The sequence below is a fragment of the Pseudomonas sp. H3_E04 genome (assembly GCF_054668915.1).
The window spans coordinates 1,631,334-1,646,626 of the sequence record NZ_CP162797.1 but is presented as its reverse complement, the minus strand read 5'-3'; the positions used below and the strand labels follow the sequence as shown (position 1 = coordinate 1,646,626).

Below are 15,293 nucleotides of genomic sequence, written 5' to 3'. Positions count from 1 at the left end.
ACCGAACAAAGGCTTCCCATGAGCGTAGATGCGCAAGATGTAGTACTCGTCGTCGAAGACGAACCGGTTATCTTGATGGTCCTGACGGATTACCTGTCAGGGCAGGGCTATCGCGTGTTGCAAGCGGAAAATGGCGAGCAGGCTTTCGAGATCCTCGCCAGCAAACCTCACCTGGACATGCTGATTACCGATTTCCGCCTGCCGGGCGGTATCTCCGGCGTGCAGATCGCCGAGCCGGCAGTGAAGTTGCGACCGGACCTCAAAGTGATTTTCATCAGCGGCTACCCGCAGGAAATCCGTGAGACCGGCAGCCCGATCACCAACAAGGCGCCGATTCTGGAAAAGCCTTTCGATCTGGATGTGCTGCAGGAAAAGATTCAGGAATTACTGGCCTGATATGCCGGAGCTGCCGAAGGCTCGGGCCTTCGGCAGCTCCTGCAGGTTCAGCTATTGATCATCTCGCGCACCTTGGCGGTGAGCAGATCAAAAGTGAACGGCTTGGTGATCATCTGCATCCCCGAGTCGAGGAAGCCGCCGCGCACCGCCGCGTGCTCGGCATAACCGGTGATGAACAACACTTTCAGGCCTGGTCGGTATTGCCGACCGACTTCCGCCAGTTGCCGCCCATTCATTCCCGGCAGACCCACGTCACTGATCAGCAAATCGATACGCTGCGTGGAATTGAGGATCGGCATGGCACCATCGGCATCACCGGCCTCCACGAACGCATAACCCAACTCACTGAGCACGGCGCTGACCAGCACGCGCACAGCCGGATCATCTTCAACGATGAGCACGGTTTCGCCATCCATCGCGTACGGAGCTTGTTGCGAATCCGAGACGGGAATTTCCACTTCTTCACCACGGAAACGCGGCAGGTAGAGTTTTACCGTGGTGCCTTGATCGACTTCACTGTCGATCGACACATGCCCGCGCGACTGCTTGCTGAAGCCATAGATCATCGACAGTCCGAGGCCGGTGCCCTGGCCGATCGGCTTGGTCGTAAAAAACGGATCGAACGCACGGCTGACCACGCTCTGCGGCATGCCGCTGCCATTGTCAGTGACGCTGAGCATCACGTAATCGCCCGGCTCCAGATTACTGTAAGCGGCAGTGAAGTCGCGATGCAGCACCTGATTGCTGGTTTCCACCACCAGTTTGCCACCCTCGGGCATCGCATCGCGGGCGTTGATCACCAGGTTGAGCAGGGCGCTCTCGAGTTGATTGGGATCGGCCTCGGCAACCCAGAGGTTGTCGTCCAGGCGCATTTCCAGATGAATGCTTTCATTCAGGCTGCGTTGCAGCAGCTCGCCCATCGACAGCACCAGCGTGTTCATCTGCACGGCTTTCGGGTCGAGCGATTGCCGGCGGGAGAACGCCAACAAGCGGTGAGTCAGGCCGGCGGCGCGGTTAGCGGAGGTCACGCCTAGATCGATCAGACTGTCGAGGTCTTCGGTGCGGCCCCGGGCCAGCCGTCGGCGCAGCAGTTCCAGGCTACCGATGATGCCGGTGAGCATATTGTTGAAATCGTGAGCAATGCCGCCAGTAAGTTGGCCGACCGCTTCCATTTTCTGCGATTGGCGCAGCGCTTCTTCGTTGTGGCGAAGCTGTGCGGTGCGCTCTTCAACCTGTTGCTCGAGGGTTTCCAGAGTCGATTGCAGGCGTCGTTCGCTTTCACTCAGGTCGATCAGCCGATCGCGCGCTTCATATTGTCGTCGCCGCCCACGCAGGGCGGCGGAGACCAGACTGACCAGTGTCGCGGGATGGAAGGGGCGCTCGAGAAAAGTCACGTTGCCGAGCAGGGTGCTAAGGCGCGACGGCGGCCCTTGTTCATCGCCGCCATGATGAGTCAGCAGTACGATGGGCATGTCCGACCACGCGGGCTGCTGGTCAAGGTAGGCGATAAGCCCTTCGAGTTCCGGTCCGCGCAACGCTTCAGCAGCAATCAGCAGCAACCCGGCACCGACCTCCAGTTCGGTGCACAGAGCGCCTAGATTCGGCGCCACCATGCCGCCGTAACCGGCTTCGTTGAGAATCATCAACGCGATCTGGCTGTCACGACCCATGGGCGCCAGAACCAGCACCCGCTCGGCCAACGGCGTGTTGACCGTCACAAGCTTTCATCCTCAAGCAATGGATTGCTCGCTCCCATGTAGGTCGGCACGCCACGCAGCACGCCCTGGAAGGATTCCAGCGGTTGGCCGATGGTCATGCCACGCGAGGAGATCCGGTATTCACGGATGGTCGATTCGTGGTTGCCGGTACGTTTCTTGATAATCGAGATCGCCCGACGGACTTTGCCGAGGGCTTCGAAGTAACGCAACAGAATCACCGTGTCGGCCAGGTAAGTGATATCGACCGGCGCCTGCATATCGCCCACCAGCCCGTGCTGGGCGACCGTCATGAAAGTCGCCGCGCCTTTGCGGTTCAGGTACAGCAGCAGTTCATGCATGTGCAGCACCAGCGCGTTTTCTTCCGGCATCGCCGCTTGATAGCCGTTAATGCTGTCAATCACCACGGTTTTGATACCCAGCTCATCGACGCAACGCCGCACGCGATGGGACAACTCGCCGGGAGACAATTCGGCGGCGTCGACTTGTTCGATCAGCAAATTACCGGTGGCCTGTAAGGCTTTCAGGTCGATGCCGAGATGACGCATGCGTTCGAACAGCAGGCCCAGCTCTTCATCGAAAATGAACAGCGCGGCTTTTTCACCTCGGGCCACCGCTGCGGCGGCGAAGATCATCGAGATCAGCGATTTGCCGGTACCGGCCGGGCCGAGGATCAGCGTGCTGGAGCCGGTCTCGATGCCGCCGCCGAGCAGGGCGTCCATTTGCGCGATGCCGCTGGACAGCTGTAGACGCGCATAGTCGCCGCGATGCTCTGCCGCCACCAGACGTGGGAAAACGTGGACGCCGTCGCCCATGATGGTGAAGTCGTGGAAACCGCCACGGTATTTCTGCCCGCGATATTTGACCACTCGTACGCGACGACGCTCGGCGCCGTAGCTCGGAGTCAGCTCTTCAAGGCGGATCACGCCATGGGCGACACTGTGCACGGTTTTGTCGAGAGACTCGGTAGTCAGGTCGTCGAGCAGCAGGACGGTGGCGTCGTAGCGCACGAAGTAGTGCTTGATCGCCAGAATCTGCCGACGATAGCGCAGGGAACTCTGCGCCAATAGGCGGATTTCCGAGAGACTGTCGAGCACTACGCGGGTTGGCTTGAAGCGTTCGACCACTTCGAAAATCTGCTTGGTCGCCTCACCGAGCTCAAGGTCCGAAGAGTACAGCAGGCTTTGCTGATGTTCGGCGTTAAGCAGGCTTTCCGGCGGCGTCAGCTCGAAGATCTTGATGTTCTCGTTCAGCTCCCAGCCATGGGAGAGTGCGCCTTGACGCAGTTCTTTCTCGGTTTCCGAGAGAGTGATGTACAGGCAGCGTTCCCCGGCCAGCGCACCGGCGCGGAGGAAATGCAGAGCTACCGTGGTTTTGCCGGTCCCGGGTTCACCCTCAAGCAAAAACACATGGCCGCGAGACAGGCCACCGGCGAGGATGTCATCCAGGCCCGCGATGCCGACGGCAGCTTTCGCACTGATCAACTCGTTTGATGTAGTCAAAAAACGCCCTCTTATGACTAGGGTAACCGGCGACTGGCTTAAATGAGCCGCCTGAGTAACTTGACCTCAGGGCATGTTCACGGTTCCGCTTTTTCTTTCGACAGGTGGTTGATTGCACCCGCTGTACCTTGATTAAAGACCTTGTTGCAGGGCCGGGTCATCCGGATTGAGCTGCTCCAGTTGCGCCAGCAGGATCTGCACATTCTGCAATTGGCCGCTTTCCTTCCAATAGTTGATCAACAGCACTCGCGCCTTGCGGTCGGCGGGGTGGCGCTGAACGATCTCCTGCAATTGTTTCTGCGCTGCCTCCAGTTCTTCCGCGCTGTGCAGGGTAGTGGCGAGATCGTAGCGATAATCCTTGTTGTCCGGCTCCAGTTCGACCGCTTTGGACAGGCCGAGCAGGGCGTATTCGCGCTGGCCGTGGTGCAGCAGCCACAGGCCGAGGGCATGTTGCAGATAGGCCGAATCAGGCTGCGCCTTGAGTTGGCGGGCGAGCAACTGGCGAGCGGCATCGCTCTGGCCCTGGCGGTCGAGCACATCGATCTGCATGACCAGCGCCGGCAGGTTGCCCGGTTCCAGGCGCAACGTATTGTCCAACGCCTGTTGGGCCTGTTTGTATTCGGCGTTATGGATATAAAGACGTGCCAATTGTGCGTAGTTGACAGCGCTTTCCGGCTGGCTTTCCAAGGTTTGTTGCCAGCCGTCGATAGCCTGCTGTAGCGGTGCGAAATACAGGCCGAGCTCGTCCGGGGTCAGGCCGAGCAGGGCGTTGATCGCGGCAAAACGGACAGTTTGTTCTTCATCGTCGAGCAACGGCCCAAGCAACAAGCTGCGTTGCCCGCCGGGCACCAGACCGACAATGCTTTTGACCGCTGCGACGCGCACTTGCGGCGCTTCGTGATGCAAGTCGATGTCAGCCAGTTTCAACGCCTGCGGGCTGGGGTAGTTGGGCAGCTCGCCATGCAGCCAGACCCGGCGCTTGACCGAGATGTCCGGGCGGCCCAATTGCTGGTACAACTGGCGCGCCGCTCCGGGTTCACCGGTGCGTGCGGCGTTCAGCGCTTCGCTGTAGCCGTGTTTGATAGCATCGGGGATGGTCGGTGTGCTGCTGCGCCAGGACAGCCAGACGACGCCGAGGATCAGTACGAGGCCTAGGCCGATCAGCAGGTTACGGCGGGACTGAGTCATGCGGGTTTCCGAAAGCTTCGAACTTGAGCAGAGCGGCAAGCTTCGGTCAGCTTGGCGCACGAGTCAAACCCTTGCCGGCGAATCGTCCTACGACACGTGTCGACTGTGAAATCCGTCAGGCTTTTGTGGCAGTGTCTACGCTTGCAGAAGTCGTTTTAAAGAGTGTGCCCATGTCAGCGCTGTTCACCTATTTCAAGGCTTTGATCCATCCCGGTCAAGCTGTTTTGCTGTTTGCCCTGCGGACCATTGCCGCCGGGCTGTTGACCCTGTATCTGGCGTTCATCTTCGATCTCGAACAGCCGAAGTGGTCGATCATGGCGGTGGTAATTGTCAGCCAGCCATTGGCGGGCATGGCGCTGGCACGCAGTTTCGGACAAGTGATCGGCACCACAGTGGGTGCGGCGGTGGCGGTGCTGATCATGGCGATTTTTCCTCAGGCGCCGCTGCCGTTCATCACCACGTTGGCGTTGTGGCTGGCGCTGTGCACGGCGGGCGGCACCTTGCTGCGCTACACCAGTTCCCAGGCTTTCGTGCTCAGTGGCTACACCGCAGTGGTGGTGGCCTTGCTCGCGATTCCGGATCAGGACGGCACCTTTCTGCTGGCGGTCACCCGCGTCACAGAAACCCTGTTGGCGGTTGCCTGTGTGTGCGTGGTAAGCCTGCTCACAGCGCGGCCTGAAGCGGTGGCAAAGGGTTATTTCGCCAAAATCGATCAGGTCATCAAACTGGCGGCCAGCCACGCCGCCGAAGTGCTTCGCACGGAAGAAAGCGAAGCCGATTTCCAGCGTCGGCAGATGCAACTGCTCGGTGAAATCAGCGCGCTGGAAGGTTTGCGACGTCATTTGTATTTCGATGCGCCACGTTTGCGCAGTGCCGACAACCTGGTATTGCTGCTGGGCAATCAACTGATGCTGCTCACTTCGCGGCTCACCGCGCTGCGTCATCAGCGCGAATTGCTCATCGAACGCTGGGAAGGCGATCTGCCGTTGGAGGTTCAGCAACTGCGGGCCGAGGAACTGGCATTACTTGAACAGCTGGCGCAACAGGGCCGCGCGCTGTCTGGCGCGGATCGGCAGCGCTTCGTCACTTTGCAGCAACAGTTCGAAGCCTTGGCGTACAAGGCTGAGCAGCAGACCGAGAACATGAGCGCGACCCTGCGCTCACTGGCCTGGGCGTTACGCTGGGAGCAGGCGCGGCTACTGCAGCAACTGGAGCAGATTCTCGAACTGAGCGACGCCATTCAGGAAGGCCGCCCCGCCAGTTGCCTCTACCGCGGCCAGAGCAGTCCGCTGCATCTGGATTTTACTTTGGCCTCGATGAACGCCATTCGCGCCTTTACCGCGCTGTTGGTCAGCGGGTTGATCTGGATTGAAACGGCGTGGGATGGCGCGCGTGGCGGGATGATTCTGGTGGGGATTCTCTGCTCGCTGATGGCGACTTTCCCGCGTCCGCTGATGGCCGCGCAAAGCTATGCCCGTGGCTTGGGCCTGGCGCTGGTGGTGTCGGCGTTCTATCAATTCATGCTGGTGCCGGCGATCAGTGATTTCGAGCTGCTCGCCTTGCTGCTGGCGCCGCTGCTGTACGCCATTGCCGTGGGTATTTCCAGTCCGGCTACCGCCGGTATCGGCATGGGCCTTGGCCTGTCCAGTTTCCTCATGCTCGGACCGCAGAACGTCGGCACAGGGCAGAACACGGCGATCCAATGGTTCGAATTCGCCGGCGCCTACGTCAGTGCAGCGATGCTGGCCCTGATCGTCTATTCACTGATCTTTCCGTTCCGTCCGGACTTGCGCATTCGGCGCTTGTACAGCGAAGCGCGGGAGCAGGTGTATCAACTGAGCAAAATGCCGGCGACCGATGAACAACAATTCGCCTTCGAGAGTCGGATGACCGATCGCCTGACCAGCATGCTCGGCCTGCTGCCAGCGGCGAACGATCGCGCCATGCAGCGTCTGTATGAAATCAGTCTGGCATGCGTGGCCTTGGGCGTGGCGATGCATCAATTGCGGCAGCAGGCCTTGAACAATGGGTTGCTCACCGAAGCGTTCAGCCAGCGCCTGGCATCGGCGTTACGCAAGACCGGTCGCCTGGTTGCCGGACGCGATGATGTGCAACTCCCGGCGCTGCTGGCCACGTTGCATCAACTCGGAGATGAGCTGGACGAGCTGCATGCCGCCAGTCATGAACATTTATGGTCGGTGTTTCGCATGCGTGTGGCGCTGCTGATTGTGGTGTCGTTCCTCGAGCGCCACGGCGAACATTTGCAACCTCAAGTTCTGCAAGGAGAACCGCAACTTGCCCATTGATTTCGAAATTGGCGGGGTTTATCTGCCGCCGATTGCCCAGGCACTGTTACTGGCGATCCCGATTTTCATGTTGTTGGACTGGTGCCTGCGGCGCCTCGGTGTGCTGCGGCTGGTCTGGCACGAAGCGCTGTTCGAGGGCGCTCTTTACGCCTGTGTCTGTGCCACGCTGATTCTGTTGATGGGAGCCTGATGTCTTGAAAGCACTAGTTGCACGAATGATGACCGTGGCGGTGGTGATCCTGGCGATCGTCCTCGGCTGGTTCGCCTGGGAGTATTACACCCGTGCGCCGTGGACTCGGGATGCCCGGGTGAGGGCGGATGTGGTGACGCTGTCGGCGGATGTCTCGGGGCGGATCGTCAAACTGGCGGTGCAGGATAACCAGCATGTCGACAAGGGTCAGTTATTGCTGGAAATTGATCCGGCGCGCTATCAACTGGCGGTCGAACATGCCCGGCGTTCGGTGGAAGTGTCCAAGGCTTCGCTGGGGCAATCGCAAGCGGCGATCGTCGCCAGTGAAGCGTTGCTCAAACAGCGCCAGAGCGAGGAGCGCCGCCGACGTACCTTGAAGCAGGGCTATGCGATTTCCGGGGAGGAGTGGGAGAAATCCAGCACCGACGTGGCGGTTGCACAGGCGGATCTGTTGCGCAATCAGGCCAACCTTGGGCTGGCCGAAGCCAACGTGCAGTTGGCGATTGCCGCGCTGACTCAAGCCGAACTGGACTTGCAGCGTACCCGCGTCGAATCGCCAGTGAGCGGTTACGTGACCAACCTGCTGACCCGCCAGGGTGACTATGCGCAGGCGGGTGGGGCACTGCTGGCTTTGGTCGACAGCGATTCTTTTTACGTCAGCGGTTATTTCGAAGAAACCAAGCTGCCGCGAATCGAAGAGGGTGACCGGGTGCGCATTCAGTTGATGAGCGGTGAGCGTTTCGGCGGCACGGTAGAAAGCATCGCCTTCGCCATTGCCGACCGCGAGAACGCGCCGGGGAGTCGACTGCTGGCCAACATCAATCCGAGTTACACCTGGGTGAAACTGGCGCAACGTGTGCCGGTACGCATTGGCATCGACGGTGATTTTGCCGGAAAGAATCGCTTGCGCGCCGGGACAACCGCCACCGTCACCGTCCTGGAACCCTGATCCCCCTGTAGGAGCTGTCGAGTGCAACGAGGCTGCGATCTTTTGATCTTGGGACGCAGAGCGTCCCCGGCTACATTCCCATCAAGGATCGCAGCCTCGTTGCGCTCGACAGCTCCTACACGGGATTGGTGATTCAGTGGCAAAAAAAACCCCGCGACCGAATGATACGCGGGGCAAAGAAATTGGTTGGTTGCGGCCAACCAAAGGAGCTCTTTAACAACCTTTACTTGCTGGCGACCGTCTCCGGTTGCCAGCCACCGCCGAGGGCCTTGTAGATCGCGACAATGCCGCGATACAACTCGACTTCGGCCTGGGCCTGACTGTCTTCGGCATTCAGGCGCTCGCGTTGGGCGTCGAGCAAGACGAGGAAGTCGGTGGTGCCTTCGCGGTAGCGAATTTCCGCCAGATCGGCAGCCTTGCGACTCGACTCGCTCTGACGAATCAGCGAGATCAAACGTTGCTGACGTTTGCCGTAATCGCTGAAGGCGTTTTCCGATTCTTCCAGAGCCAGCAGCACCTGTTGCTCGTAGTTGGCAAGCGCGCCTTCGGCGTCAGCATCGGCGCCGCGCAAACGGGCACGGACGCTACCGAGGTCAAACGCAGCCCAGGTGATGCTCGGGCCGAGTGCCCAGGCGTTGGCCGCCGAGGAACCGATCTGCGAGCCTCGTCCGGCGGTCCAACCGAGGAAGCCGCTGAGGCTGACCCGGGGGAACAGGTCGGCTTTGGCCACGCCGATGCGCGCAGTGGCCGAGGCCAATTGCCGCTCGGCGCTAAGGATGTCCGGACGACGTTGCAGCAGCTCACCCGGATCGCCTATCGGAAGCGCCTTGGCGATGGCCGGCAGATCTTTCGGGCTCAGGTCGACGGTCAGTTTGTCCGGGCGCTCACCGAGCAGGGTGGCAATACGGTTCTTCTGCCGCACCTGTTCCGCCTGCAACTGCGGCACGGTGGCTTCAACGTTGGCCAGACGCGCATCGGCGCGCTCGACATCGAGCTGATCGCCGACACCGGCGTCACGCAGGCTGATGGTGATCTTGCGTGATTCCTGCTGGTTGTTGAGGTTGGCCACGGCGATTTTTTCCCGCAGCTGGGCACCGCGCAGTTGACCGTAGGCGTCGACCAGTTCGGCAATCATGGTGACTTGCAGCTGATACAGATCAGCTTCGGCGGCCTGCTGGTCGGCATCGCTGGCTTCCAGATTGCGCTGGATGCGGCCGAACAGATCGAGTTCCCAGGCCATGTCCAGGCCGAGGTCATAGCGTTCGCTATTGACCCGGTCGGTGGTCTGGCCGGGAATCTGGCCCTTGCCCAAGTCGCTGCTGGCGCGGCTGGTGATGGTCGGCATCGCGTCGTTGCTGGCGTCGTCGCGGATCGCTCGAGCGGCTTTCCAGCGGGCGAACGCCACGCGCAGTTCACGGTTGCCTTGCAGCGACTGGCTCACCAACTGGTTCAGGGTCGGATCGTCGAATTGCTGCCACCAGATGCCTTCGAATTTCGAACGGTCGAAGTTCTTTTGCCCGGCGGCGCCGTCGGTGGCGGTCGTAATATTGGCCGCCTCCGTGGCTGGGGTCTTGTAGTCGGGGCCGACGGCGCAGGCGCTGAGGGCCAGCACCAGTAGACTCGGCAGGAAGACTTTCAGACTCATTGTTGCGCCTCCAGTTTCAGAGCTTTGGCTGCTTTGCGCTGCTCGCCGCGTTCGACAAAGTTACGGATCAGCACGTAAAACACGGGCGTCAGCAGCAGGCCGAAGAAGGTTACGCCGAGCATCCCGGAGAACACCGCCACACCCATGGCGTGACGCATCTCGGCACCGGCACCGCTGGAGAACACCAGTGGCACCACACCCATGATGAACGCGAAGGAGGTCATCAGGATCGGCCGCAGACGCAGGCGGCAAGCTTCCAGTACCGCTGCGAGCGGGTCGAGGCCTTCTTCCTGTTTGTCCTTGGCAAACTCGACGATCAGAATCGCGTTCTTACAGGCAAGTCCCACCAGTACGATCAAGCCGATCTGAGTGAAGATATTGTTGTCACCGCCGGAGATGATCACACCGGTGATGGCCGACAGCAGGGTCATCGGTACGATCAGGATTACCGCCAGTGGCAGGCTCCAGCTTTCGTATTGTGCGGCGAGCACCAGGAACGCCAGCAGTACGCAAAGCGGGAACACGAACAGCGCGGTGTTGCCAGACAAAATCTGCTGGTAGGTCAGGTCGGTCCATTCGTAGGTCATGCCGTTCGGAAGTTCTTCCTTGAGCAGTTTCTCGATGGCTTTTTCGGCCTGGCCAGAGCTGTAGCCCGGGGCTGCGGCACCGTTGATTTCAGCGGTGATGAAGCCGTTGTAGTGCATCACGCGGTCCGGCCCCGAGGTGTCGCTGACCTTGATGAAGGTCGCCAGCGGGATCATTTCGCCTTTGTTGTTGCGTACTTTCAGCTGACCGATCTGGTCGGATTCGAGACGGAACTGCTGTTCGGCCTGAACGTTGACCTGATAGGTGCGCCCGAAGCGGTTGAAGTCGTTGGCATACAGCGAACCCAGGTAAATCTGCAGGGTGTCGAAGATGTCGCTGACGGCCACGCCGTGGGTCTTGGCTTTTTCACGGTCGATAGCAGCATCGACTTGCGGCACGTTCACGGTGTAGCTGGTGAACAGGCCGGCCAGTTCCGGGACGTTGTGGCTTTTGTTGATGATGTTCATGGTTTCTTTGTACAGCTCGTCGTAGCCGAGGTTGCCCCGGTCTTCGATTTGCAGGCGGAAACCACCAATGGTGCCCAGACCTTGTACCGGCGGTGGCGGGAAGATAGCCATGTACGCTTCCTGAATGTTCGCGTACTGGCCGTTCAAGGCGCCGGCAATCGCGCCGGCGGACATGCTCGGGTCTTTACGCTCGTCGAACGGTTTCAGGGTGACGAAGACGATGCCGGCGTTCGGGCTGTTGGTGAAGCCGTTGATCGACAGGCCCGGGAACGCTACGGCGCTTTCCACGCCTGGCTGTTTCAGTGCGAGGTCGGACATGCGCTTGATCACGTCTTCGGTGCGATCCAGGCTCGCGGCGTCCGGCAATTGCGCGAAGGCCACCAGGTATTGCTTGTCCTGGCCGGGTACGAAACCGGTCGGCGTGCTGGAGAAACCGAAGAAGGTCAGCACCATCAGACCTGCATACAGGAGCAGGGCGATGCCGCTGCTACGGATGACCCGGCGCACGGTACCAACGTAGCCATGGCTGGCGCGGTCGAAGAAACGGTTGAACGGGCGGAACAGCCAGCCGCCGAAGATCTTGTCGAGCACTTTCGAGAAGCGGTCTTTCGGCGCGTCGTGGCTTTTCAGCAACACAGCAGCCAGCGCTGGCGACAGAGTCAGCGAGTTGAATGCCGAGATCACTGTCGAGATCGCGATGGTCAGTGCGAACTGTTTGTAGAACTGCCCGGTCAGGCCGGAAATGAACGCCGCCGGAATGAACACCGCACACAGCACCAGTGCCGTGGCCACGATCGGCCCGGTCACTTCACGCATGGCACGTTTGGTCGCTTCGACCGGCGTCAGTCCGAGTTCTATGTTCCGTTCGACGTTCTCCACCACCACGATGGCGTCGTCGACCACGATACCGATGGCCAGTACCAGGCCAAACAGCGACAGGGCGTTGAGCGAGAAACCGAACAGGTGCATCACCGCAAACGTACCGATCAACGATACCGGCACCGCCACCAAAGGAATGATCGAGGCGCGCCAGGTCTGCAGGAACAGGATCACCACCAGCACCACGAGGATCAGCGCTTCGAACAAGGTGTGAACCACTGCCTCGATCGAGCCACGGACGAAGATCGTCGGGTCATACACGATGCTGTAGTCCATGCCCTGCGGGAAGCCTTTCTTCAGCTCTTCCATCTTGCCGCGCACTTCGTTGGAAATGTCGATGGCGTTGGAGCCTGGACGCTGGAAGATCGGAATCGCCACCGCTGGCTGATTGTTCAGCAGCGAGCGCAAGGCGTACTGGCTGGAACCCAGTTCGATGCGCGCGATGTCTTTCAGGCGAGTGATCTCACCGTCGTCGCCAGCGCGAATGACGATGTTCTCGAACTCTTCTTCGGAAACCAGACGGCCCTGAGTGTTGACCGATAGCTGGAAACTTTGCGCGGTCGGCGCAGGAGGAGCGCCCAATTGGCCGGCGGCGACCTGACGGTTCTGCTCGCGAATCGCGGTGACCACATCGGTCGCGGTCAGATTGCGCGAAGCGGTCTTGTTCGGGTCAAGCCAGACACGCAACGAGTAGTCGCCCATACCGAACAACTGCACGTCACCGACACCACCGAGGCGAGCGAGCTCATCCTTGATGTTGAGGATCGCGTAGTTGGACAGGTAGAGCATGTCGTAGCGCTTGTCCGGTGAGGTCAAGTGCACAACCATGGTCAGGTCGGGCGAAGCCTTGTCGACGGTGATACCGATACGCGTCACTTCTTCTGGAAGTTTCGGCTCGGTTCGGGTCACCCGGTTCTGTACCTGCACCTGCGCGTTGTCCAGGTCAGTGCCCAGGGCGAAAGTGATGGTCAGGGTGATCTTGCCGTCAGCGGTCGATTGCGAGGACATGTACAGCATGTTCTCGACGCCGGTGATCGCCTGCTCCAGAGGAGCGGCCACGGTTTCACCGATGACTTTGGGGTTGGCGCCCGGGAAGTTGGCACGCACGACCACGGTCGGTGGCACGACTTCCGGGTATTCGCTGATCGGCAACTGGAACAGCGAGATCGCACCGGCGATCAGGATCAACAGCGACAGCACCGCTGCGAAGATCGGCCGGGAAATGAAGAATTGGGAAAAATTCATCGGAGTTGTCGTCCCTTAACCGCGTGGGGTCGTAGCAGCCAGCTTCGCAGCCGAACCCGATGCGCCCTTGGCAGGGGCAACTTTGGGCAGGTTGCTGGCTTCCAGCGCTTGACGTTGTTGAGCGAGGGCGGCGAGGGTCTGCTCGCTGGCCATCGGAATCACTTCAGGGGTGACCGGTGAGCCAGGACGAACCCGTTGCAGACCCTTGACGATGATCGTGTCGTCCTTGTTCAGACCGTTGCGCACGATGCGCAGGCCTTCGATCTTCGGACCGAGTTCAACGGCGCGGTAGGCAGTCTTGTTGTCGCCATCCATTACCAGCACGAACTTCTTGCCCAGGTCGGTGCCGACAGCTTCGTCATTGATCAGCATGGCGTTGTAGGTGCCGCTGCCGACCAACTTCAAGCGAGCGTAAAGCCCCGGGGTGTAGGTGCCGTCAGCGTTGTCGAAGACTGCGCGGCCACGGATGGTGCCGGTTTTCGGGTTGACCTGGTTGTCGACGAAGTTCATCTGGCCCAGGTGCGGGTTGCCGTCCTCGTTGGACAGGCCCATGTACACCGGCGTGGTGGCGCCACGCTGACCATTGCGGGCCAGCTGGGTGTATTTGAGGAACACGCGTTCATCGGCGTCGAAGTAGGCGTAGACCTTGTCGGTGGAGACGACGCTGGTCAGCGCGGTGGTGTCGGCGGTCACCAGGTTGCCGGCAGTGATTTCGGCGCGGCTGACGCGGCCGCTGATCGGTGCGGTGACGCGGGTGAAACTCAGGTTCAGTTTGGCCAGGTCCAGTTGTGCCTGCAGAGCACCGACGGCAGCGCGGGCCTCCTGAGCAGCGCTGGTGCGCGAGTCGGCCAGTTCAGCGGAAATGGCATTGCTGGTACGCAGACGTTCGCCGCGAGCGGCTTCGTTTTCACTGCGAGTGGCGGTAGCGCGGGCTTGGGCGACCAAGGCTTCGAGGCGGCGTACCTCGGCCTGGAATGGACGCGGATCGATCTGGAACAGCAGGTCGCCTTTCTTGACCAGCGCGCCTTCAGTGAAGGCGACCTGATCGATCTGGCCCGAAACCCGTGGCCGGATTTCAACGGTTTCCGGCGCTTCAAGGCGCCCGGTAAATTCGTCCCACTCGTTGACCGGTTGTTCCAGCACCTTGGCCACACTGACTTTGGCAGCGGGCGGGGCACCGGCAGTCTCCGGAGCTTTGCCGCAGGCGCTCATCACCAGTACGGCCAGCATGGCCAACGGGAAGCGCAAATGTTTGAGTGATTGTTCCATGGATGCAATCCGCCGAAGTATTGAAGATGGGCGGATGATGCTCGGCGCGGGTGTGATGGCACGAATCGAATGAAGCAAAGGTAACTATCATTCGGAATGATATAAGAACCGAGGCAGCCCTCTAGCATGCACCTTTCGTTAGGGGGCTAACAATGTGTTTTCTTGCAAATCTGTCTTGCGTGACGAGCAATGATCAAGCAAGGCGCTGGCGAGAGGGGAGTCATAAATAAAGAAACGGCCATGAGGCCGTTTCGATCCGCGATTGCGGCTGTTGATCAGTTGAAGCCCTTGCGATTGGCACCGAACCGATTGGGGCCGGGTTGGCTGTCTTGTGCCAGGAACACGATGTTGACGATTGGCAGCAGAATCCACCAGCCGCTGCGGTCAGTGTCGTGCATGCGTCGTACACCGACCGCAAGACTCGGCAACAGCATTGCCAGGTTGTACAGGCTTTGCAGGACACCACCGGTTTTGAGAATGCCGTCCACCACGCTGATGGCAATGGCGATGCCCATGTTGATCAGAAAGAACATCCAGTATTCACGGCGCGTGGCGCGCCCGTTGAACACCGCATATTTCTTCAGTGCTTCCACGTACGGGTTGCCGCTTGCCATAACGGGGCCACTGGCAATTGAATGCAGTGGCGCTTGAGGTGCGCCGCACTGGGGGCATGCCAATGCCAGTGTACTTATTTCCTTGGCGCAACCACGGCAGAAAACCAGGCTCATGTTTTTTTCCCTAAAAAATGGTCAGTCGAAAGACGGGACAGATACGCCCCGGGTGTTTCGTTGGTGCAGACGTCGCCGCCAACGAAAGCAGAGAGACTGAATGCCCGACTCTCCATTGGCGGGGCGGCGGTAATCTAATCGTTACCATACGGTTTGTCATCGGCTCTCGGCATTCGGTTTGTGGGTCTGCAACTGAAGCCAAACCAGATCGTCACCAAATCCACTTGGG

11 protein-coding genes are annotated in these 15,293 nt (G+C 60.1%); 4 read left to right on the top strand and 7 right to left on the bottom strand.

What is annotated here, in order from left to right; all coding sequences use genetic code 11:
- Positions 1–18: 18 nt before the first annotated feature.
- A complete protein-coding gene (locus tag AB4N53_RS07350) occupies positions 19–396 on the top strand; it encodes a response regulator (protein WP_039761562.1) in 378 nt (125 codons plus the stop codon).
- A gap of 47 nt (positions 397–443) precedes the next feature.
- Here AB4N53_RS07350 and AB4N53_RS07345 read toward each other — a convergent pair whose 3' ends face one another.
- The 3 genes from AB4N53_RS07345 to AB4N53_RS07335 form a co-directional block, all read right to left on the bottom strand.
- Entirely contained in the window at positions 444–2,114 is a 1,671-nt protein-coding gene (locus tag AB4N53_RS07345) for an ATP-binding protein (RefSeq protein WP_130909876.1), read from the bottom strand.
- Complete coding sequence (locus AB4N53_RS07340; protein WP_460119417.1) at positions 2,111–3,613, bottom strand: ATPase domain-containing protein; 1,503 nt, start codon at positions 3,611–3,613, stop codon at positions 2,111–2,113. The genes AB4N53_RS07345 and AB4N53_RS07340 overlap by 4 nt, the downstream gene beginning before the upstream one ends.
- A 132-nt stretch (positions 3,614–3,745) precedes the next feature.
- Entirely contained in the window at positions 3,746–4,801 is a 1,056-nt protein-coding gene (locus AB4N53_RS07335; RefSeq protein WP_460119415.1) for a tetratricopeptide repeat protein, read from the bottom strand.
- A 170-nt stretch (positions 4,802–4,971) separates the two neighbouring features.
- Here AB4N53_RS07335 and AB4N53_RS07330 point away from each other — a divergent pair, with 170 nt between their 5' ends.
- Genes AB4N53_RS07330 through AB4N53_RS07320 form a run of 3 tightly spaced genes read left to right on the top strand, consistent with a single transcriptional unit; the run spans position 4,972 to position 8,246 of the window.
- A complete protein-coding gene (locus AB4N53_RS07330) occupies positions 4,972–7,107 on the top strand; it encodes an FUSC family protein (protein ID WP_460119413.1) in 2,136 nt (711 codons plus the stop codon).
- Positions 7,097–7,297: a DUF1656 domain-containing protein gene (locus tag AB4N53_RS07325; RefSeq protein WP_016774855.1), complete on the top strand. Its 201-nt coding sequence runs from the start codon at positions 7,097–7,099 to the stop codon at positions 7,295–7,297. Before AB4N53_RS07330 ends, AB4N53_RS07325 begins: the two co-directional genes overlap by 11 nt.
- A 25-nt stretch (positions 7,298–7,322) precedes the next feature.
- Positions 7,323–8,246, top strand: a complete 924-nt coding sequence (locus tag AB4N53_RS07320) for a biotin/lipoyl-binding protein (protein ID WP_460125377.1) — start codon at positions 7,323–7,325, stop codon at positions 8,244–8,246.
- Positions 8,247–8,469: 223 nt separating this feature from the next.
- Here the strand turns inward: AB4N53_RS07320 and AB4N53_RS07315 are convergent, their stop codons facing one another.
- The 4 genes from AB4N53_RS07315 to AB4N53_RS07300 all read right to left on the bottom strand — a co-directional run bounded on the left by AB4N53_RS07315 (position 8,470) and on the right by AB4N53_RS07300 (position 15,064).
- Complete coding sequence (locus AB4N53_RS07315; RefSeq protein ID WP_039761555.1) at positions 8,470–9,891, bottom strand: efflux transporter outer membrane subunit; 1,422 nt, start codon at positions 9,889–9,891, stop codon at positions 8,470–8,472.
- Entirely contained in the window at positions 9,888–13,067 is a 3,180-nt protein-coding gene (locus AB4N53_RS07310; protein ID WP_460119410.1) for an efflux RND transporter permease subunit, read from the bottom strand. The genes AB4N53_RS07315 and AB4N53_RS07310 overlap by 4 nt, the downstream gene beginning before the upstream one ends.
- Positions 13,068–13,082: 15 nt before the next feature.
- Positions 13,083–14,336, bottom strand: coding sequence for a multidrug efflux RND transporter periplasmic adaptor subunit MexE (gene mexE, locus AB4N53_RS07305; protein WP_460119408.1), 1,254 nt, complete (start codon positions 14,334–14,336; stop codon positions 13,083–13,085).
- A gap of 275 nt (positions 14,337–14,611) precedes the next feature.
- Positions 14,612–15,064 carry a DUF805 domain-containing protein gene (locus tag AB4N53_RS07300; protein ID WP_460119406.1) on the bottom strand — a complete coding sequence of 151 codons (453 nt, stop codon included), beginning with the start codon at positions 15,062–15,064 and terminating at the stop codon, positions 14,612–14,614.
- Between the last annotated feature and the right edge of the window lie 229 nt (positions 15,065–15,293).